The sequence below is a fragment of the Halomonas cupida genome, assembly GCF_900142755.1.
GTDB classification, from domain to species: domain Bacteria; phylum Pseudomonadota; class Gammaproteobacteria; order Pseudomonadales; family Halomonadaceae; genus Halomonas; species Halomonas cupida.
The window spans coordinates 185,834-205,583 of sequence record NZ_FRCA01000004.1; the positions used below are offsets into that span (position 1 = coordinate 185,834).

Sequence of the window (19,750 nt, forward strand, 5' to 3'; positions counted from 1 at the left end):
CCGTCCCGTATCGCCTGGCCCACAAGCATCACCAGCTCCTCAAGTATCGCCCAGCAGTGCCAGACTCGCCGTGGGTGCCTGACGACGGATGTTGCGTGACAGCCATTGCCCAACGCAGCCGAGCAGCAACGCCGCCGACAGCGGGAGTGTTATCCACAGCAGAGGATGCAGTTTCGGAGGCAGATCCAGCCAGGCCAGATAGAGTACGGCTGCCGCGATCTCGGCCAACAGCACTGCGAGCAGCCCGGCAGCCAATCCCATGATCGCGAACTCCGCCCACTGTATACGCGCCATCATGCGTGTCCCTGCACCGAACACCCGCAACAGTCCACTCTCGTGGGCACGCACTGGATGACTGGCAATCAGCGCCGCATACAGCACGCTGATACCTGCCAGCAGCACAAACACCAGTACCAGCTCCACCGCTCTGGTCACCTGGTCGAGCATCTCCCGTACCTGGCCAAGCAAAGCATCCACATCCAGCAGGGTCACGCCGGGAAACGCCTCGACCAGGCTTGCCAGGGGATTCGTCTGTCCCGCTGATGCGTCCAGTGGGTCGAGATGAAAGGCGGTGATGAAACTATGCGCGAAGTCATCGAGAACTCCGGGGGGAAAGATGACATAGAAGTTGGGTTGGAAGCTGTCCCAGTCCAGGTCGCGGATACTGGTCACCACTCCAGTCAGGGTGTCGGCCCCCACCGAGAAGCTCAGACGGTCTCCCATGGCCAGTCCCAGGCGTTCAGCGAGTCCGCTCTCCAACGAGATGGGAGCCTCCGGAGGCTGTCCGTTATCGACCTCCGCATACCAGTCGCCTGACACCTCGACACCATCGAACCAGCTACCCTCCACCAGGCGATTGCCCTTCGGCAGCTCGCTGCTCCAGGTCAGGTTCAATTCACGGCGCAGCGCATTTTCGCCCTGCGCCTCCGCAGGAACCGCCTCACGCGGAGGCTGGCCATTGATCGCCACAATGCGTCCCCGCACCATCGGATACAGGTCACTGCGCGCCTCCGATATCTCGGCCAGTTGCTCGGCAAAGGCATCACGCTCGCCCGGCTGGATATTGATGGCGAAATGATTGGGCGTATCGACGGGCAGTTGCGCCTGCCAGGTGGTGACCAGATCGCCCCTCACCAGGCTGATCATCGCCATGGCAAAGAAGGTCACAGCGAAGGCCAGCAGTTGACCAAGGCTCAGACTGCGCCGACGCGTCAGTTGCCTGGCTCCCAGTTGCAGAGCATGACGCCAGCCCTGACGCGCTCCGGGAGCGACCCGGGAAACCAGCCACATCAGCGCATCGAGAATCAGCCCTCCCAGCCACCACATGGCTCCCAGCGCTACCAGACCGCCAAGCAGCAAGCCGAGAGCCAGACTGAAACTGCCCGAATAGAGCCACATCAGGGCACCGAAGGAGCCCGCGGCCACTGCCGCCATCAGCCAGGCTGACGCCGGTAGCGGATCCAGCTCACGGCGCAGGACCTTGAGGGCACTGACACGCCGCAGGCGCAACAGTGTTGGTCCGGCAAAGCCACCCAGCACAGCCAGCGCGGTCAAGACGCCCAGCCACAGGGGCAGCCAACCCGGTGGCGGCAACTCCATCGGCAGAAAGGGCTGCATCAGTGCCACCAGCAGCGCCTGGCCGACCAGCCCCAACACCGCCCCCAACAACGCCGCCACCACCGACAACACCAGCAGTTGCAGGCCAAAGAGTCTTATCAGTGTGGCCTGCGAGGCGCCGAAACAACGCATCAGGGCCGCACTGTCGAGATGGCGTTCGACATAACGCCGCGTGGACAGAGCCACGGCGACACCTGCCAGCAACACAGCAGCCAGCCCGGCCAGGCTCAGATAGGTATCAGCACGCTCCAGTGCCGAGCCCAGACGAGGCCGGTCATGGCGTACATCACGCACCTCCACACCGTCCTGGCGAAGACGTTCGAGCAACGGCGACAATTGCTCGACACTCTGTGCCGAACCCGCCGCGAGAATCTCGTACTCCAGTCGCGACCCCGGCTGAATGAGGCCGGTCGCCTCGAGATCCTCGACATGCATCATCACCCGAGGGTTGAGGCTGCCAAAGCCCGTCGACTGATCCGCCTCACGCTCCAGCCAGGCACTCACCTCGAACTGCGACTGCCCCAACTGAAGCGACTCCCCCAGCTCGATATCCAGTAATTGCCGCAACCGTGGCGAAAGCCAGAGTTCTCCGCGCGCCGGGCCATGCTCAACCTCCTCACTCCCCTGGCCCCGGTCAATACGCGAGCTGCCGTAATGGGGATAGGCCTCATCCACCGCCTTGATACTGACGGGCTGAAAGGCCGACTCCCGACTGGCCATCGAGACCAGATCAACCTGATCACTGAGGCGCATACCCGCCTCGACCAGTTGCCGACGCAGACCATCATCAAAGGGATCCGACTGCTCCAGTACCAGGTCGCCGCCCATCATCTGACCAGCCTGGCGCACCAGACCCCGCTCCAGGCGGTCGAGAAAGAATCCCATCATGGTCGAGGCCGCCACTGCCAGCATCAGCGCAATCAGCAGTGCTCGCACATCCGCGGCTCGCAGGTCACGACGCAGACTGCGCGCGGCAAGGCCGCAGAGAGCGCCGATGCCCATCACCTGGCGCCGGCTCATGATGTCGCCTCACTCAACTCCATGGCATCGAGTCGGCCGTCGACCAGTTGCAGACAACGATCACAGCGGCGTGCCAATGCATGGTCATGGGTCACCAGCACCAGAGTCGTGCCCTGCTCATGGTTGAGATCGAACAGCGTCTGGATGATCCTTTCTCCGGTATGCGGATCGAGGTTGCCGGTCGGCTCATCGGCGAATACCAGCTCCGGCGAGGTTACGAAAGCCCGCGCCAGCGCGACACGCTGCTGCTCGCCACCGGAAAGCTGGCGTGGCAGGTGGTCATGGCGTTCTGCCAACCCGACCCGCGCCAGCCACTCGCGGGCACGCTGTTCCCGATGGTTCTGTACCGACAATTCCGTAGGCAGCAATACGTTCTCGAGTGCGGTAAGCGTCGGCAGCAACTGGAAGTTCTGGAACACGAAGCCGACCCGGCCATTGCGTAACGCTGCCCGCCCATCCTCATCGAGGCCGGTCAGGGATTCGCCGAACAATAACAGCTCGCCCTCACTGGGATGATCAAGCCCGGCGAGAAGCCCCAGCAGTGTCGACTTGCCAGCACCGCTCTGGCCGAGAATGGCAACGCTCTCACCAGCGTGTACGATGAGCTCCAGCTCACGCAGAATAGTCAGTTCACGCGAACCACTGATCACGCTTTTTGCCAGAGCCCGGGCTTCAAGAACTGGAGCTTCGAGAACCGGGGTTTCAGGAGCCGGGGCTTCGGTAACAGGCGCATGAAGATGGGATGGAGATGTTGAAACAGGAGCCTTGGACATGACGAACGCTATCCCTGAAGTTGGACGATGGCAGCGCGGGCCACTGAAGTGCCGACGCTGGTTACTGTCAGTCATTACGCTGTTTGCCGCCCTGTGGTTGAGCATCGGCACTGCTCACTCCCAGACTCAAGCCCAGTCACCCATTCTACTGGTGGTCGGTGACAGTCTCAGTGCCGCTTATGGCATCCCACAGGAGGCCGGTTGGGTGACACTGCTCGACCAACGACTCGACGGTCGGGCGCAGGTGATCAACGCCAGCATCAGTGGCGAGACCAGCAGTGGTGGTGCCAGTCGTCTGGCAGGCCTGCTCGAACAACACCAGCCGGACATCGTGGTGCTCGAGCTGGGTGGCAATGACGGCCTGCGCGGGCTGCCACCACAGCAGATGCAAGCCAACCTGAACCGCATGATCGAGCAGAGCCGGAGCAGCGGTGCCGATGTCCTGCTGGTGGGCATCGATATTCCCCCCAATTACGGGCAGGCCTACCGCGAGGCCTTCGGCCAGGTGTTCCGGAGCCTCGCTGACGAACATCAACTGCCCCTGTTGCCCTTCCTGCTTGAAGGTATTGCACTGAAACCCGAGCTGATGCAGGAAGATGGCATTCACCCCACTGCCGACGCTCAGCCTCTCATGCTCGACAACGTCTGGGCCGAACTCGCTCCCTTACTGCGAGAACAAGGTGTGCAGTTGGCCACCAAAGCGTCTCAAGCAAAAGCGTCTCAGGCAGAGCCATCTTCCTGAGCAGATGGCGTGCGCTGCCACTGCTGCAGGCCCAGCCCACCGAGAATCAATACAAGACCCATCAGGGTCGAGAACAGAATGGGCTCTCCAATTACAAAGTGCAGCAACAGGAGTGACACCGGCGGCGAAAGAAAGATCAGAATCGAGACCTTTGCAGTACGCGAGACACTCTGAACAGCCATCTGCCACAGCACAAAAGCCACTCCCATCTCGAACAGCCCCACATAGATGCCTGCCCCCAATGCTTCGGGCCCATGCCATTGCAGGCCGGGCCCGAGCAGCAGCAGCACCGTCAATACCGGCACCCCCACCGAGAAGTTCTGCCACTGGGCAACCATCGCCGGACGGGCATCCCGAGCATTGAACAGCCAGTAGAGTGCCCAGATCACCGTTGATACCAGCGCCAGCCCCACCCCCAGAGGATCGGCAAAGTCGACGTCCAGAACCTTGCCACGCGTGGCAATCACCCAGACACCGGAATAGGCAATCAGACCGGCGACGATGTCAGTGCGCGTCAACGTCTGCTTGAGAATCGGTACAGCAAGCAGAGCCATGGCCAGTGCCCAGGTGTAATTGAGTGCCATGGCCTCCTGCCCCGGCAGACGGTCATAGGCGGCAAACAATACCAGGTAATAGGCCACCGGGTTCATCAGACCGGCCCACAGGGCGGTGCTCCAACCCTGCTTGAGCGCCCGGCGCATCTGCCCCCGATGGATCACCAGTACGCCCATCAGCGCCCAGGAAACCAGCGACGCTATCCACATCAGCTCCAGCGGGCTCATGTAGCCGAGCGCCACCTTGAATGCTGTGGCAACAGTGGACCACAGCGCCACGGCTGCCAGGCCATAGCCTATCGCCTGCCGATCAGAATTCATGCTACGTCCTTGTTATGAGCTACGAGCTACGAGCTACGAGCTACGAAGGCCAGTCTATCGCCATGCCGCAGACCGCTGGCGATGAACGACATGTTCCGCTTCCTGCACTCAGCGATCGATATGACCCAGATCGCGGTCTGGTTCGATCACATCTCTAACCCGCTGCTTGAGGACCTTGATATCGGGGAAGCCACCATCGCGCTTGCGTTCCCAGAGCAGTTGGCCATCGATAGTGACCTCGAACCGACCACCGTGAGATGGCTGCAGGGCCACCTCCTCGAGACTCTCGCCAAAGGTCGACAGCAGCTCCTGGGCGTACCAGCCGCTACGCAACAGCCACTGACATTGCGTACAGTAGATAATCCGGACTCGTGACAACTGGGCTCTCCCGTCACTGACATGGAAGTATTTCGCATCGATCATACCAGCCTGGAAGGATCTCATGGCCATCTCGGACAACCCACGAACAAAGTTTCATGAATGGCTATACGGCGACGATGACAGCCGTATGTGCCTCGATATCCCCGAGAACGCATGCCGCCAGCAACCACGCAACTTCGTGCTGCACCTGCTGGCGGCACTCGGCAACAAGCTCGCCGACGAACTTTCCAGCGCTCGTCTCGTGCTCCCCTGGTTGCTGGGTATCATGGGAGCTCCCGCCTGGATGGTCGGGTTTCTGGTGCCGATTCGCGAGGCCGGCGCCCTACTCCCGCAAGTGCTGGTGGCGGGCCTGATTCGCCTTATACCAGAGCGTAAATGGAGCTGGGTCATCGGTGGCCTGATCCAGTCCGCCGCCGCCTTCTGCCTGGCACTACTGGCACTGTTTTCTGCAGGAACTCTCGGCGGCAGCCTGGTTCTGCTGGCGTTGGTGGTGCTGTCGCTGGCACGCGGCCTGCAATCCATTGCCAGCAAGGATGTGCTCGGCAAGACCATCGCCAAGCGCCGGCGAGGCACACTGATGGGCTGGAGCAGCAGCATCGCCGGTGCCGCAACCCTCGGTGCCGGCGCAGTACTACTGTGGTTCGACGATCGGCCCAGCGAGATCGCACTCGCAGTGCTGCTGGCTATTGCCGCCCTTGCCTGGGCAGGCAACGCGCTGTGCGCCGCGGCCATCGTCGAGGAGCCCGGCGCAACATCCGGAGGACACAGCGCCTGGCAGAGCATCCGCAGCAACTGGACAGTGCTGCGTGATGACGCCACCTTTCGCAACTTCAACATCACCCGTGCCCTGCTGCTTTCCAGTGCGCTGGCACTGCCCTACCTGGCCTTGATCGGCCAGCGTCAGAGTGGCACCGAACTGGGGGGACTCGGCACCCTGATTGTGGTCTCCGGCCTGGCCTCGATGATCGCCGGCCCGATCTGGGGAAGCCGCGCCGACGCCTCCAGCCGCCGAGTGATGCGCGATGCCGCCGTCGGCACTCTGCTGTGCTGCTGTCTGGGCGGGGTGATCCCACTACTGCCCGGAGCCATATCGACCAGTGTCTGGCCCTATGCCCTGGTCTACGCCCTGTTGGTGATCGTGCATTCCGGGGTACGCCTCGGGCGCAAGACCTACATCGTCGATATGGCCAATGCCGAGAATCGCGCTCTGCTGATTGCACTCTCCAATACTCTGACCGGCGTGCTGATGCTGGTCGTTGGCGGCCTGGCAGGGGCTACCGCCTATGTCTTCGGCCCCGTGGCGCTACTGTTGATGCTGGCCGCAACGGCGCTGCTCGCCGCCTGGTTCGCCATGCGTCTGCCGGAAGTCGAACAGGACTCGAGCGCGCCCGGATAATTGCCCTGACTCAGCCTTTGCATGCCGAACAAGGGAAAATGCCTATTCTTGACTTGCACTTTGCGCCCATGGGGCATATATAGCCAACAGGATCAAATGGATCCTGTTGGCGCTTTCCCCGGGCGTACAGCCCGTTGATGTGATCCGGAAAGTTGGTGTGATATGCCGCCCTCGAGATGGGCGGCCTGGCCATGGGAGACCTTCACATGAGCCGCGATTCCCTTCTTGATGATGCCTACTACGAGGTCAATGACCAGGATGCGGTCAATGACGACGATTATGGTCGTAGCCGCTCCAGTAGCCGTGCCGATACTTTACGGGCGCGACGACGCGTCGAGGCGTTGTTGGAAGAGCGTCGTCTGAAGCAGGCAATTGATGACGACTGGGGACTGGATGATGACGAGGAGGAAGACGAGGAATAGCCTCTGCTGGCCTCTCCCGCTTCCCTTTCCCGTCACCGTTCCACCCTGCTCGGCCTCACTACGGTGAGGCCAGAAACCTGTGCGTTACCAATGGTTCGCCCGCGTGTTACCCATGATTCGATAGTCGAGTGGATCTCACCGATCCATTCGATTGTCGTCGGCAGCACAGCGCTGTACTGCCGACAATCTGCGGTGCCAGTGCCCATTGAAACGCTCATGGCCAGCGAAGGATTACCCTTCCAGTGTTTTCTTTAACCGCTTCGGGCTCTATCATCACTGACCACTGTTCTCCGGTTTCCTGAATTCGTTTTCCGGACCCGTGTCTTGAAACCAGAGTGCGAGCCTGTCTCGCCGAACCTCCAACATCCTAGTGAGCTCCCATGGCGCAATACGTCTACACCATGAATCGGGTGGGCAAGGTCGTACCCCCCAAGAAACAGATTCTCAAAGATATTTCCCTGTCCTTCTTCCCTGGCGCCAAGATCGGTGTACTGGGCCTCAACGGTGCCGGTAAGTCGACCCTGCTGCGCATCATGGCGGGTATCGATACCGAGATTGAAGGTGAAGCGCGTGCCATGCCCGGCATCAATGTCGGCTACCTGCCCCAGGAACCGCAGTTGGACGACGACAAGTCCGTTCGCGAAACGGTGGAAGAGGCGCTGGGCGAGATCAAGGAAGCCCAGACCAAGCTGGACGCCGTCTACGCCGCCTACGCAGAGCCGGATGCCGACTTCGACGCATTGGCTGCGGAGCAAGCCCGTCTCGAGAACATCATCGAAGCAGCCGATGCCCATAACCTCGAGCGCAAGCTGGACGTTGCTGCCGAGGCCTTGCGTCTGCCGCCCTGGGACGCCCGCGTTGGCCACCTGTCCGGTGGTGAGCGCCGCCGTGTCGCCCTGTGTCGCCTGCTGCTGTCCAGTCCGGACATGCTGCTGCTCGACGAGCCGACCAACCACCTCGACGCCGAGTCCGTTGCCTGGCTGGAGCGGTTCCTCCACGACTACCCCGGCACCGTTGTGGCCATCACCCACGACCGTTACTTCCTCGACAATGTCGCCGGCTGGATCCTCGAGCTCGACCGTGGCCAGGGTATCCCCTTCGAAGGCAACTACTCCCAGTGGCTGGAAGCCAAGGAGCAGCGTCTCGAGCGAGAAGCCAAGCAGGAAGCCTCACGTCAGAAGGCCATCAAGCACGAGCTGGAATGGGTGCGCTCCAATGCCAAGGGCCGTCAGGCCAAGAGCAAGGCGCGCCTCAATCGCTTCGAGGAAATGCAGTCCGGCGACTTCCAGAAGCGCAACGAGACCAACGAGATCTATATTCCGCCCGGACCGCGTCTCGGCGACAAGGTCATCGAGTTCCATGGTGTGTCCAAGCGCTTCGATGACAAGCTGCTTTACGAGGACCTGTCCTTCACCGTGCCCCAGGGCGCCATTGTCGGCATCGTCGGCGGTAACGGTGCCGGTAAGTCGACGCTGTTCAAGCTGATTCAGGGTAACGAAACTCCCGACAGCGGTGAGGTCGTCAAGGGTGAGACGGTCGACATTGCCTATGTCGAGCAGTTGCGTGATGCCCTCGACAACAAGCAGACCGTCTGGGAAGCCGTGTCCGATGGTCAGGACATGCTCAATATCAACGGTTACGAAGTCTCCTCTCGCGCCTACGTCGGCCGCTTCAACTTCAAGGGCAACGACCAGCAGAAGTTCCTGCGCGACCTCTCCGGTGGTGAACGCGGCCGTCTGCAACTGGCCCAGACACTCAAGCAGGGCGCCAACGTGCTGCTGCTCGATGAGCCATCCAACGACCTCGATATCGAGACCCTTCGTGCCCTGGAGGAAGCCCTGCTGGCCTTCCCCGGCTGCGCCATGGTGATCTCCCACGACCGCTGGTTCCTCGACCGTATCGCGACCCACATCCTCGCCTTCGAGGGGGATTCCCAGGTGGTGTTCTTCGAGGGTAACTACGCAGAGTATGAAGTGGATCACCGCAAGCGGGTCGGCGATGATACCCCGCGGCGCATGAAGTACAAGCGCATCGATGCCTGATTGACGCATTGATCAGCGCGGTAGACATGCCCCCACAGGCCTCTGGCCTGTGGGGGTTTTTCATGCGCGTTGTAGATCAGCGCGACATGGCACCAGGTGCTGAAGTGGAAGTCGCCATATCGGGTTATCATCCTGCTCGGTGACGACTTTCATGTTGCGTTCCTTACCATTGTGCCGCAACAGTCATGCACTTGCGCTTGATCACAACTCACTGCATAAGAGAGAGATTGTCTATCGACGACTGACCACCATCACGCGCACGGGGATACCTCATGCTGCTGTTTCATCCCATTATGTTATTCAAGCGCTTTGCCAGCAGCATTGCCTACCTCCCGACACTGGCGGCACTGTTCTATGGCACCCTCGGGCTGTTGGCATTGGTCCCGCCGATATCAAGCGATTTCCTGCCGGAAGCCATCAAGGAACTGAGCCTTGATGACCCCGGGAGTGCTCAATCACTGCTTGCGGCCCTGCTCGGCGGCATGATCTCGTTGATGGTATTCAGCTTCTCGATGGTCATGTCGGTGCTGTCCCAGGCGGGAGCCAATTTTTCCCACAAGCTGGTATTCGGACTGATTTCCGAGCGCCGCCACCAACTCGTACTCGGCCACTATCTCGGTACCATTCTGTTTATCCTGATGCTGCTGATTGTGCCCTACTCGACCGATGGAGCTCCGATATGGCGCTCCGTTGCAGTGTATACCGCCTGTATCATGGTCTTGCATTGTCTGGCACTGTTCGTCTACTTCATCCACAACGTGTCGCAGTCAATTCAGGTCGATGCCGTGATCAGCGGTCTGCATACCAACACGCTGTCCTCGATGAAGCGCAGACAGGACAACGAAAAGGGAGACGAGTGGCAATACCAGTCCTCCGAGCAGATCCTGCGAGCTCCCTGTCACGAATTGCTCGCCCGTGAAGCCGGATATGTGCAGAACGCCGACCTTCCCGCCATGGCAAAGCTGGCCGAACGTATCGACGGGATCATCCACCTGGATTTTCATTTTGGTGACTACGTCTTGAAAGGTCAGCCGATCGCACGACTGGAGTGTGACGACACCCCCAATGACGAGTGGCGCGAATCTGTCCTCGACACCCTGACCCAACTGGATGGGGAGTCCGTGGAAGAACACTTCGCCCACGGCATGACCCAACTAATGGAAGTTGCCATCAAGGCGCTGTCTCCCGGCATCAACGATCCCGGTACCGCTCGCCTGTGTCTGCATCGCATCACCGACCTGCTGAGCCATTACCTGAACTCGCTACCGGCCAACCGACTACTGGACAGTGATGGTGAAATACGTGTCTGCTGGGAAATAGAGCCCTTCGACAGCCTCTTGCACCGCCTGCTGACGCCCATCCTTCACTATGGGGCAGAGGACCAGAGCATTCTGCTGGGGCTGCTCAAGGCGATGAAATCGCTCTCGATCACCGCCGATTCACAACACCTCACCACCATTCAGCAGTTCGCCGACCGCGTCGTTGAGAGCCTCGACCGTCACAGTGAACACAAGCTGGACCGAGCGTTCGTCGACCAGCGGCTGGGCAGGGGCTATCACCGGCTGAACCTGCCGCACCACCTGAGCGACAGGTAACCGCCACCCGCCATACCGTCGCACGTCGGGCAAAGTCACGACGTGCCGTAGTTCTTGGCTCGTAGCTCGTAGCTCGTAGCTCGTAGCTCGTAGCTCGTAGCTCGTCACACATCGTAGAGCTTGGGGTCACTCCGGTTGGGACGTGTCTTGAAGCGACGGTGCATCCACAGATACTGTTCCGGATGGCGCCGGATGGCCTGCTCAATCACTGCATTGATGCGTGTGGCATCGGCAACCTCATCACCGGAGGGAAAATCCTCCATGGGCGGCAGATATTCCAGAGAGTAGGTGCGGTTGTCCGGGTTACGGTGGAAGATCAGCGGCATGACCGGAGCGCCGGTCATGCGGGCAATCTTGGCGGTGAGCTTGATTGATGCCGCCTCGATACCGAAGAAAGGCGCAAAGACACTGGCATCGCGACCGAAGTCCTGGTCTGGGGAATACCACACATGGTGACCTGACTTGATGCGACGAACCACGCCACGCAGATCATGACGGTCAATGGCCGTACCGAAGATACCGTTGCGCGCACGAGTCATGAAGCGCTCGAACAGCAGATTGTTGTGCGGGCGATAGACCACATCCGCCGGGAAGAACAGCGAGTGCAGCGCCCCACCGAGATCCAGGGTCGAGAAGTGAATACCGATGATCAGCGCCCCCTTGCCCGCCTCCTGCACCCGAGCCATATGCTCCTGGCCTTTGAAGGTCACCCGATGACGCAGGTGCTCAGGGTCCCGACACCACCCCGTCGCCGTCTCGAAGATGCCAATACCGTTGGCGATGAAGGCTTCCTTGACCAGCTTCGCCTGAGCTTCGCCATCCAACTCCGGGAAACACAGACGAATGTTGGTTTCGGTGATTCGGCGCCGACTGCTGGCAAAGCGCCATGCCAGCAAGCCGATGCATCGCCCCAGCGCCAGCTTGAGACGCCAGGGCAACCAGGCACTGATGCGCATCCCGAAAATGGCCAGCCAGGTTGACCAGTAACGTGGATGGAGCCAGTAACATCGATGAACAGAGGAGGTCGAAGCGGTATCAGCCATGCAAGCTCTCGAAATCTACGCGGAATGCGCGTCATTGTAGCGTCTGGGGACCCTCGGCAGCACCCCGGTCAGCAAGGTATAGCTGATGGTGTCACAGTAACGCGCCACTTCGTCCACCGACAGCTCACTGCCATGGCGACTGGTACCCCACATAACCACCTCGCTGCCGATACCGGCATCCGGCAGATGGGTCAGGTCCACCGTCAGCATATCCATCGACACCTTGCCGGCGATGGTCGTGCGCTGGCCATCAACCAATACCGGTGTACCATCGATGGCATGGCGATCATAACCATCACCATAGCCACAGGCGACCACGCCGATGCGCGAGCGATCAGGCGTAATGAAACGGCCCCCATACCCTACGGGTTCACCGGACGCCAGCTCACGTACGGCAATGATCTCGGTGCGCAGACTCATCACCGGTCGTAGGCGACGACTGGCATCGCAGGACAGCTCCAGCGGATCACTACCGTAGAGCATCACGCCCGGGCGGTTCCAGTCACCGTGGGCTTCCGGGTGAGACAGCACGGTTGGCGAATTGGCCAGGCACAGGGGCGCATCAAGCCTTTCTGCCAGTGTCTGCAGGACAGCGTGCTGGCGACGGAAGTACTCGAAGTCTCCGAGATCCGCCGTGGCAAAATGGCTCATCAAGTGAAGGTCGGTCACTCTGTCAGGGGCTTCGCGCAGACGCTGCCATGCTGCTTCCGCGTCCTGCGGCGCGAATCCGAGGCGGTGCATCCCGGAATCCACCTTGAGCCAGACCGGTATCGGGTGACGCGGATGATGAGCCAGAGCGGCCTCCAGTTGCCAAGGGCTGTGAATGGCCATCCACAATCCCAGCTCATCCACCAGTTCAAGCTCATCGGGGCTGAAGATACCTTCGAGCAGCACGATGGGCGCCTCGATACCGGCCTTGCGCAACTGCACCGCCTCCTCGATGGCGGCCACAGCAAAGGCGGGAGCTTCATCCTGCAGGGCCTGCGCGCACCTCGCCGCCCCGTGCCCATAGGCATCGGCCTTCAACACCGCTACCGAGCGGCTGTTGGGCGCCAGCTCGCAGGCCAGGCGGTAATTGTGACGCAAGGCGTCCAGATCGATATGTGCGACAAGGGGGCGTGCCATCAGGGCCTCCAACGGATTGAACTTGTATGCCGAAAATCATGTCCAGCAGTTGAAGGACATATTATCGGCAAATCTCTCGTCACACTCATGGAAAAATTCACTATCTTTCCACCAATAATCAAATCAAAAAACCAAGTTATAGATAAATCATGGATATATTGCCTGCCTCTAGCTTTGAGCTTCGAGCTTCGAGCTTCGAGCTTCGAGCTTCGAGCTTCGAGCTTCGAGCTTCGAGCTTCGAGCTTCGCAAACAGTATCGCGGTCTCATGACCGACAGTACCGACCCTGAAGGTGGAACACTCCGTCTCGGGAGCCTGATGCGCCATGGCCGCAATGAATCATGGCCACAAAGAACCATGGTCACAACTTACCTGAGCCACAATGCATCCGGGCCACGACGCACAGCGGCCGCCAGAAATGGCGGCCGCTGCAGGAGTTGAATTGTTCAGGGGGAGTTATGGGGTTATTCGAAGATGGCATCCAACGAGAGGCCCTGCTTGTCGAGCATCCGCCGCAGCTTCTTCAATGCCTCGACCTGGATCTGACGTACGCGCTCCCGAGTCAGGCCAATCTCCTCACCAACCTGCTCCAGCGTCGCCGCTTCATGGCCACGCAGACCAAAACGTCGCACCACGACTTCACAGTGTTTGTCAGTCAATTCGGCCAGCCATTGATCAACATGAGCCTTTACATCGCCGTCCACCAGAGTGGACTCAGGCCCCTGCTCATTGTCGTCGGCGAGAGTTTCGATAAGAGGCTTGTCACTATCGCCCCCCATCGGATAATCCACCGAAGAGACGCGCTCATTGAGCCCCATCATCTTCTTGACTGTCGCCACCGGCTTGTCGAGGTGTTCGGCAATTTCCTCGGCGGTCGCTTCATGGTCAAGTTTCTGGGTCAGCTCACGTGCGGCACGCAGGTAGATGTTAAGTTCCTTGACCACATGAATCGGTAGACGGATGGTGCGCGTCTGGTTCATCAACGCCCGTTCAATTGTCTGACGAATCCACCAGGTCGCGTAGGTCGAGAAGCGGAAACCACGCTCGGGATCAAATTTCTCCACCGCGCGAATCAAACCGAGATTGCCCTCCTCGATTAGATCCAGCAGCGTCAACCCACGATTGAGATAACGCCGGGCGATCTTGACCACCAGCCGCAGGTTGGACTCGATCATTCGGGCCCGCCCCTGAGGGTCCCCCTTTCTCGCCAGGCGGCCATAGTAGACCTCTTCTTCCGGCGTCAGCAGAGGGGAGAAGCCAATCTCATTGAGGTAGATCTGCGTCGCATCGAGACTCTGACGCGAATAGCGATCTTCCTTGCCGAGAGCCTTCTCGAATTCCTCATTTTCCTCTTCAGCGTCGTCCGAATCATCGACAATGCTCTCGTCGGACACATCATCGACGGTAGCATCATCAGCCTCGTCCACCGTATCGAGATTCACATCCTGAAGATCCCGTTCAAGTATGCTCATCGTATAGCTACCCCATGGTTGCGACCCAGCGTTGTCCCTGCCGCGAGATACGCCTTCATTATTGGAAGGACTCTTCTCCGTAAAGGATCAACGCTAAAGATTATTATTGTGTGACGCTCCGGCAGGAAGTCATCCATTCTCCTCCGGAAGGTGCTGGCCAACGACCGTTCCAGTAGCGTTGGCCAGGCTGACTCATCGGGCGGGCAGGTATTCCAGGGGATCCTGCACCTGACCATCCTTGCGCACCTCGAAGTGAAGACGAACATCATCCGAGTCCGTTTCTCCCATGGTGGCAATGACCTGACCGGCATCGACAACGTCATTTTCCTTGACGTTGAGGCTGTCGTTATGGGCATAGACGCTCAGATACTCATCGTTGTGCCTGATCATGACCAGATTGCCATAGTCACTGACGCCACTACCTGCATAGACCACGATACCTGGCCCCGCCGCCTTGACAGGTTGCCCCTTTTGTCCGCCGATATCAATGCCCTTGGTGACCCGGGATGCCTCTCCGAAGCCGGCCACAATCTGACCATCTGTCGGCCATTGCCAACTGATGTTTTCTGCTGGCGTATAGGTTTTCTGACTACTGCTGGAAGAAGCCGTCGAAGATTGCTCGGTGCTCTGTTGCTCATTGCTCGCCGAAGCTGACTCGGTTGGCTCCTGTTGCACGGGTTGCTGCTCTACTTCCTGCTCTGCTGCTGCGACGACAGCCTCCTCAGCCTGCTGTCTGGCCTCCTCGCTGGTGCAGTTGGCTCCGGGGCTGGTGCAGTCGACCAGCGGGCCCGGCTCACTCGTTCCCGCCGCTGCAACAGCACCGGCAGCTGCGGCACCAGAGACCTGCTGACCACCGGCAGAAACCGTTTCCGTACTGCCATCGGGCAACAACCACTCAAGATCCTGGGAAGCCGCTGGCGTTGCAGCATCGGCACCGGAGGCCCCCAACGGCGTCGCCACAGCACCATTCTGTTCGGCTCCCTGGCTCTGCTGGGCAACCTGCTGCCCCTCGCCACCGGGTTGCAATGTCAGAGTCTGGCCGACACCAATACGGTACGGCGGCGAGATGTTGTTCATCTTCGCCAACTCCTGGAAATCCATATTGTGACGCCAGGCGATACCGTACAGGGTATCGCCGGCCTCCACGGTATACTGCGCGGGGACCTCAGAGACACGCTCGGATGACAGCTCCTGTACCTGAACTGGTTGAGCGGGTCCTTGCTGGTTGGCACAGCCGGCAAGGGCCAGGGCCAGGCCGGAAACAATAAGCGTCTTATGCATCTGAATTCTTCTCCTTGTCGGCAAGGGGGGCACCAGGATTGTCCTGGCCAGGGGTGTCGCCGGACGTCCTGCCCAGACGGGCAACGGCCAGTACCAACAGCATGCCGATGACAGCAACAGCGGTCACCCCCAATAGCTGTGCAGACTCACCGGTTACCGCTGTGTAGTCCCAGGGCGCAAGATAACGGTAATCCAATGGAATAACCTGATTTTCACCACCAATCTGGTAGCGAATCAACTCTCGCCAGGGCCACAGCACCGGCATCGAGCCAATGATGAAACCAAGCAGCATCTGCAGCGTGGCACCATAGTGACGACGCAGGAGCCACGACAACAGACGCGAGAAACACACCAGGCCCAGTATGCAGCCTGTCGCGAACCAGACCAGTAGAGGGACATCGAAGCCGCGCAGGCCTTCCATCACCACATCATATAGTCCCATGCTCAACAGCAGGAAACTCCCCGAGACACCGGGCAGCAGCATCGCGCTGATGGCAATGGACCCACCGACCAGCAACACCAGCGACTGACTTCCCAGGCCATTGACCGCTGGCATCAATACCGGCAGCCCCTGGGCCAGCAGCAGTCCCAGCGCCAGTGGCAGGATATGCCACCAGTGCCAACCCACCGGATGGCGCGCAACAATCAGCGCCGATGCAGCCACCAGCCCGAGAAAGAAGCCATTGAGCATGAGAGGCTGATTGTCGAGTAACCACACCACTGCATGCGCGACACTGATCAGACTCAGCGCAATACCGGCCAGCAGCGGCACCAGGAAGCCGAGGTTGAGATGCTGGGCCAGCCCGTTGATACCTCCCTGGCGCAATGCCGTGAAGGCACTCGGCCCGAAGCGTTTGATGCTCTCGATCAACTCTTCATAGATACCGGTAATGAACGCAATGGTTCCCCCCGAAACACCGGGCACGGCATCTGCAGCTCCCATGCCCAGGCCACGCAGGAAGATTCCGGGATATCGCTTCAACGAATCACTCCTTCCAATAGCGGTACGAAACGTACCGGTTCCAACCGCTCATGTTCATAACTCTCGCCACTGCGGCGTACCCGGGTCAGCCATTGGCTGCCATCATGCGCCTCGAGAGGGGCAATCAAGGCACCGCCATCCACCAGTTGAGACAACAATGGTTCCGGCAGTTCGCTGGCACAGGCCGTCAGTAGAATAACGTCGAACGGGGCGGCTTCAGGCCAGCCGTGACCACCGTCGGCCAGTCGCAGTCGTGCATTGTGAGCCTTGAGCAGACGCAGACGCCTTGCCGCCTGGCGATGCAGAGCATTGATTCTTTCCACCGACCAGAGTTCCTCGACCAGGCGTGCCAGTATCAGCGTCTGGTAGCCCGAGCCGGTACCGATTTCCAGCACTCTAGTTGGCTTCTGTTCACGCACGAGCTCACTCATGCGCGCCACGATCCATGGCTGCGACAGTGTCTGGCCGTGCCCGATGGGCAGGGCCGTATCCTCATAGGCGCGGTGTGCCAGCGCTTCGTCAAGAAACAGGTGGCGCGGCTCACGGGCCATGATGTCCAGCACCGTGGCATCACCGATACCCTGTTCTCCGAGACGCTGCGCCATGCGGTCTCGAGTGCGTTGGGATGTCATACCAATACCGCGAAGATCAGGTGAGTGCATCCAGCCAGTCCCGCACGTCCTCCAGTGCCACATGCCGAGTCAGGTCGGTCTGTAGCGGCGTAATCGACACGTGGCCTGACTCCACGGCAGCAAAATCGGTATCCGGGCCATCATCGGCGTTGTCGCTCACAGGAGCAATCCAGTAACGCACTCGACCTCGTGGGTCACGGGTCTCGATGGGGCGTTCTGCCGGGCCACGATGGCCCAGACGAGTCACACGAAACCCGCGAATTTCCTGCCATGGCAGGTCCGGCACGTTGACGTTGAGCAGGGTCCGCGGTGGTAACGAAAGCTGCTCCAGTGCGCCCACCAGGCTGGCGGCGACGCGCCCAGCGCTATCGAAGTGTCGACGACCGGCCAGCGACATGGCGATGGCGGTCATCCCCAGATTACGCCCTTCCATGGCCGCGGCCACAGTACCGGAATACAGCACATCATCGCCCAGGTTGGCACCATGATTGATGCCCGATATCACCAGGTCCGGCATCTCGTCCCAGACGCCATTGACGCCGAGATAGACGCAGTCCGCCGGGGTTCCATCGACAGCATGGAAGCCACTTTCCAGTGCAGTCAGCGACAACGGGCGCGACAGGGTCAGGGAGTTGCTGGCGCCGCTACGATCACGATCCGGCGCCACCACTCGCAACCGAGCATGCGGTAACAGGGCGTCGTACAGGGCTCGCAGCCCTGGCGCATTCACACCATCATCGTTGGACAGCAGAAGGCGTCTCATGGCGACTCTCCCCTGGTGGCTGAATCGGAAGGCTGCTCCGGCAGGCTGCGAAAGTCCAGCGTTGCTTCGTCCATTAGTTCTCGCAGTACCGCCGTCGCGAAGGCCCCACTGGGCAGAGTGAACTCCAGCGTAACAGCATTCGCATCACGCTGTATCCGCGTCTCCCCGAGCCTCACCCGGAGCGCGCGCCGGGCAGCCTTGACCCCGGCTCGCTCAAGGCCGTGACAGAGTCCCGGCCAAGCCTCCAGCGCCCGTTGCTCCAGACGCTCGGCTTCCGCTGCCGCCCATGAGCCCCCCTGCCCCCAGAGCACTGCCGTGGGGTGAATATCACCGTCCACCAGGCGTTGTTCCAGTTCAGCATCGCGGGTCTCGACAGCAAACAGGCTCTGGGTGCCATCGAGCATCATGACGTCACCATCCAACACCGATTGCCACTGGCCTGCGGCCAGACGTTCGGCCAGTTGCGCATTGAACAGGAAGCTGCGTGCTGCCGACAGCAACATGCCCTCACGGTCGTCACGCTTGCGCCAGCCACGCGCCAGCAGGTCCCGGGCACGAAACAGGTTGCGTCCATCGCTGCCGAAGCGCTGGGGTCCAAAGTAATTGGGCACGCCACCCTCGACAATCGCCTGCCACCGCTGCTCCAGCATCGCATCCGTGGTGACCGGCCCGCCAAGACGCAGGGTAAAGCGATTACCGCGATGCACACCACGCTTGAGCTTGCGCGGATGACGTGTCACCCGCTGCACCCGAAAGCCCCGCTCGGCCAGTTGCACCTCCAGATCGCCGGGGGCCTCCCGTCCGGGCAAGTGCACCGAAAACCATTGCCGAGTCACGGCGATACGGTCCTTCATGCCGGCATAGCCGATATCCCGAGGGCCTACATCGCACAGCCGAGCCAACTGCCTGACGACGTCGCTGGTGGCAGTTTCACGCTTCTCGATCCACAGCCACAGGTGCTCGCCCAGCCCCTCCGGCTCAAAGCCGAGGCATTCCTCGACCACGAAGTCGTCGGCACAGGTCCGATAAGTGCCCGCCACCGGCGCACCAAACCGTGCATCCAGGGCACGTGGCCACTCGGGTGGCCAGCGAATGTCATCGCGCATCCGGACCCTCACCCGTGCTCACCAACAACACCACGGCTTCCGCTGCAATGCCTTCTCCACGGCCGGTAAAACCCAGCCGCTCGGTGGTCGTCGCCTTGACGTTGACGGCATTCAGCGGCACTCGCAGGTCATCGGCAATATGCTCGCACATCGCCGCGAGGTGCGGTGCCATCTTCGGCGCCTGAGCCATCAGGGTGGCGTCAAGGTTACCGACGCGATAGCCCTGTTCCGCCACGGCGGTCATCACCCTGCGCAGCAGGTCACGGCTGTCCGCGCCCTTCCATGCCGGGTCGGTGTCGGGAAAGTGATGGCCAATATCGCCCAGCGCACAGGCCCCCAGCAGGGCATCGCTGATTGCGTGCAACAGCACATCACCATCGGAGTGGGCAATAAAGGCGTGATCAAAGGGGATTTTCACACCACCGATCATCAGGTGATCGCCGTCGCCAAAGCGATGTACATCAAATCCATGGCCAATGCGCAG

At 60.5% G+C, this 19,750-nt stretch carries 18 protein-coding genes; 5 read left to right on the forward strand and 13 right to left on the reverse strand.

The annotated features are described in order from the left end of the window. Window positions 1–39 precede the first annotated feature (39 nt). Both BUE38_RS09270 and BUE38_RS09275 read right to left on the reverse strand, forming a co-directional pair. Complete coding sequence (locus BUE38_RS09270; RefSeq protein ID WP_084541844.1) at window positions 40–2,637, reverse strand: ABC transporter permease; 2,598 nt, start codon at window positions 2,635–2,637, stop codon at window positions 40–42. After that, complete coding sequence (locus tag BUE38_RS09275; RefSeq protein ID WP_073434914.1) at window positions 2,634–3,410, reverse strand: ABC transporter ATP-binding protein; 777 nt, start codon at window positions 3,408–3,410, stop codon at window positions 2,634–2,636. Before BUE38_RS09275 ends, BUE38_RS09270 begins: the two co-directional genes overlap by 4 nt. On the opposite strand from BUE38_RS09275, the gene BUE38_RS09280 reads away from it, so the two are divergent. After that, window positions 3,409–4,152 carry an arylesterase gene (locus tag BUE38_RS09280; RefSeq protein ID WP_073434915.1) on the forward strand — a complete coding sequence of 248 codons (744 nt, stop codon included), beginning with the start codon at window positions 3,409–3,411 and terminating at the stop codon, window positions 4,150–4,152. The genes BUE38_RS09275 and BUE38_RS09280 overlap by 2 nt on opposite strands. On the opposite strand, the gene BUE38_RS09285 is transcribed toward BUE38_RS09280, so the two are convergent. Together BUE38_RS09285 and BUE38_RS09290 are read right to left on the reverse strand one after the other, a co-directional pair. Further along, a complete protein-coding gene (locus BUE38_RS09285) occupies window positions 4,131–5,027 on the reverse strand; it encodes a DMT family transporter (protein ID WP_073434916.1) in 897 nt (298 codons plus the stop codon). The genes BUE38_RS09280 and BUE38_RS09285 overlap by 22 nt on opposite strands. Window positions 5,028–5,135: 108 nt before the next feature. After that, window positions 5,136–5,405 carry an Rdx family protein gene (locus tag BUE38_RS09290; protein ID WP_073435091.1) on the reverse strand — a complete coding sequence of 90 codons (270 nt, stop codon included), beginning with the start codon at window positions 5,403–5,405 and terminating at the stop codon, window positions 5,136–5,138. 64 nt (window positions 5,406–5,469) lie between these two features. On the opposite strand from BUE38_RS09290, the gene BUE38_RS09295 reads away from it, so the two are divergent. The 4 genes from BUE38_RS09295 (at window position 5,470) to BUE38_RS09310 (ending at window position 10,863) form a co-directional block, all read left to right on the forward strand. Continuing rightward, window positions 5,470–6,804: an MFS transporter gene (locus BUE38_RS09295; protein WP_073434917.1), complete on the forward strand. Its 1,335-nt coding sequence runs from the start codon at window positions 5,470–5,472 to the stop codon at window positions 6,802–6,804. Between the two features lie 206 nt (window positions 6,805–7,010). Then, window positions 7,011–7,226 carry a PA3496 family putative envelope integrity protein gene (locus tag BUE38_RS09300; RefSeq protein ID WP_073435092.1) on the forward strand — a complete coding sequence of 72 codons (216 nt, stop codon included), beginning with the start codon at window positions 7,011–7,013 and terminating at the stop codon, window positions 7,224–7,226. Between the two features lie 380 nt (window positions 7,227–7,606). Further along, window positions 7,607–9,268 carry an energy-dependent translational throttle protein EttA gene (ettA, locus tag BUE38_RS09305; protein ID WP_073434918.1) on the forward strand — a complete coding sequence of 554 codons (1,662 nt, stop codon included), beginning with the start codon at window positions 7,607–7,609 and terminating at the stop codon, window positions 9,266–9,268. Window positions 9,269–9,540: 272 nt separating this feature from the next. Further along, the gene (locus BUE38_RS09310) at window positions 9,541–10,863 is read left to right on the forward strand and encodes a DUF2254 domain-containing protein (protein WP_073434919.1); all 1,323 of its coding nucleotides are present in this window, start codon (window positions 9,541–9,543) and stop codon (window positions 10,861–10,863) included. A gap of 104 nt (window positions 10,864–10,967) precedes the next feature. Here BUE38_RS09310 and lpxL read toward each other — a convergent pair whose 3' ends face one another. From lpxL to ispF, 9 genes are all read right to left on the reverse strand, one after another. After that, a complete protein-coding gene (lpxL, locus tag BUE38_RS09315; RefSeq protein WP_073434920.1) occupies window positions 10,968–11,906 on the reverse strand; it encodes an LpxL/LpxP family Kdo(2)-lipid IV(A) lauroyl/palmitoleoyl acyltransferase in 939 nt (312 codons plus the stop codon). A 15-nt stretch (window positions 11,907–11,921) separates the two neighbouring features. Then, window positions 11,922–13,031 (reverse strand): alanine racemase, encoded by a 1,110-nt coding sequence (gene alr, locus BUE38_RS09320; protein WP_073434921.1) that lies wholly within the window; start codon window positions 13,029–13,031, stop codon window positions 11,922–11,924. Between the two features lie 463 nt (window positions 13,032–13,494). Beyond that, a complete protein-coding gene (gene rpoS / locus BUE38_RS09325) occupies window positions 13,495–14,502 on the reverse strand; it encodes an RNA polymerase sigma factor RpoS (protein ID WP_073434922.1) in 1,008 nt (335 codons plus the stop codon). Between the two features lie 192 nt (window positions 14,503–14,694). Then, window positions 14,695–15,783, reverse strand: coding sequence for a peptidoglycan DD-metalloendopeptidase family protein (locus BUE38_RS09330; protein WP_073434923.1), 1,089 nt, complete (start codon window positions 15,781–15,783; stop codon window positions 14,695–14,697). After that, window positions 15,776–16,765: a DUF368 domain-containing protein gene (locus BUE38_RS09335; protein WP_084541845.1), complete on the reverse strand. Its 990-nt coding sequence runs from the start codon at window positions 16,763–16,765 to the stop codon at window positions 15,776–15,778. The genes BUE38_RS09330 and BUE38_RS09335 overlap by 8 nt, the downstream gene beginning before the upstream one ends. After that, window positions 16,762–17,427 (reverse strand): protein-L-isoaspartate(D-aspartate) O-methyltransferase, encoded by a 666-nt coding sequence (locus BUE38_RS09340; protein ID WP_073434924.1) that lies wholly within the window; start codon window positions 17,425–17,427, stop codon window positions 16,762–16,764. Before BUE38_RS09340 ends, BUE38_RS09335 begins: the two co-directional genes overlap by 4 nt. Continuing rightward, window positions 17,414–18,160 carry a 5'/3'-nucleotidase SurE gene (surE, locus tag BUE38_RS09345; protein WP_073434925.1) on the reverse strand — a complete coding sequence of 249 codons (747 nt, stop codon included), beginning with the start codon at window positions 18,158–18,160 and terminating at the stop codon, window positions 17,414–17,416. Before surE ends, BUE38_RS09340 begins: the two co-directional genes overlap by 14 nt. Then, a complete protein-coding gene (gene truD / locus BUE38_RS09350; protein ID WP_073434926.1) occupies window positions 18,157–19,266 on the reverse strand; it encodes a tRNA pseudouridine(13) synthase TruD in 1,110 nt (369 codons plus the stop codon). Before truD ends, surE begins: the two co-directional genes overlap by 4 nt. Then, the gene (gene ispF / locus BUE38_RS09355; RefSeq protein WP_073435094.1) at window positions 19,256–19,750 is read right to left on the reverse strand and encodes a 2-C-methyl-D-erythritol 2,4-cyclodiphosphate synthase; all 495 of its coding nucleotides are present in this window, start codon (window positions 19,748–19,750) and stop codon (window positions 19,256–19,258) included. The genes truD and ispF overlap by 11 nt, the downstream gene beginning before the upstream one ends.

Coding starts and splice junctions, on each gene's coding strand:
- BUE38_RS09270 (WP_084541844.1), bottom strand. CDS start 2,637: ATGAGCCGGCGCCAGGTGATGGGCATCGGCGCTCTCTGCGGCCTTGCC.
- BUE38_RS09280 (WP_073434915.1), top strand. CDS start 3,409: ATGACGAACGCTATCCCTGAAGTTGGACGATGGCAGCGCGGGCCACTG.
- BUE38_RS09275 (WP_073434914.1), bottom strand. CDS start 3,410: ATGTCCAAGGCTCCTGTTTCAACATCTCCATCCCATCTTCATGCGCCT.
- BUE38_RS09285 (WP_073434916.1), bottom strand. CDS start 5,027: ATGAATTCTGATCGGCAGGCGATAGGCTATGGCCTGGCAGCCGTGGCG.
- BUE38_RS09295 (WP_073434917.1), top strand. CDS start 5,470: ATGGCCATCTCGGACAACCCACGAACAAAGTTTCATGAATGGCTATAC.
- BUE38_RS09300 (WP_073435092.1), top strand. CDS start 7,011: ATGAGCCGCGATTCCCTTCTTGATGATGCCTACTACGAGGTCAATGAC.
- ettA (WP_073434918.1), top strand. CDS start 7,607: ATGGCGCAATACGTCTACACCATGAATCGGGTGGGCAAGGTCGTACCC.
- BUE38_RS09310 (WP_073434919.1), top strand. CDS start 9,541: ATGCTGCTGTTTCATCCCATTATGTTATTCAAGCGCTTTGCCAGCAGC.
- lpxL (WP_073434920.1), bottom strand. CDS start 11,906: ATGGCTGATACCGCTTCGACCTCCTCTGTTCATCGATGTTACTGGCTC.
- alr (WP_073434921.1), bottom strand. CDS start 13,031: ATGGCACGCCCCCTTGTCGCACATATCGATCTGGACGCCTTGCGTCAC.
- rpoS (WP_073434922.1), bottom strand. CDS start 14,502: ATGAGCATACTTGAACGGGATCTTCAGGATGTGAATCTCGATACGGTG.
- BUE38_RS09330 (WP_073434923.1), bottom strand. CDS start 15,783: ATGCATAAGACGCTTATTGTTTCCGGCCTGGCCCTGGCCCTTGCCGGC.
- BUE38_RS09340 (WP_073434924.1), bottom strand. CDS start 17,427: ATGCACTCACCTGATCTTCGCGGTATTGGTATGACATCCCAACGCACT.
- surE (WP_073434925.1), bottom strand. CDS start 18,160: ATGAGACGCCTTCTGCTGTCCAACGATGATGGTGTGAATGCGCCAGGG.
- truD (WP_073434926.1), bottom strand. CDS start 19,266: ATGCGCGATGACATTCGCTGGCCACCCGAGTGGCCACGTGCCCTGGAT.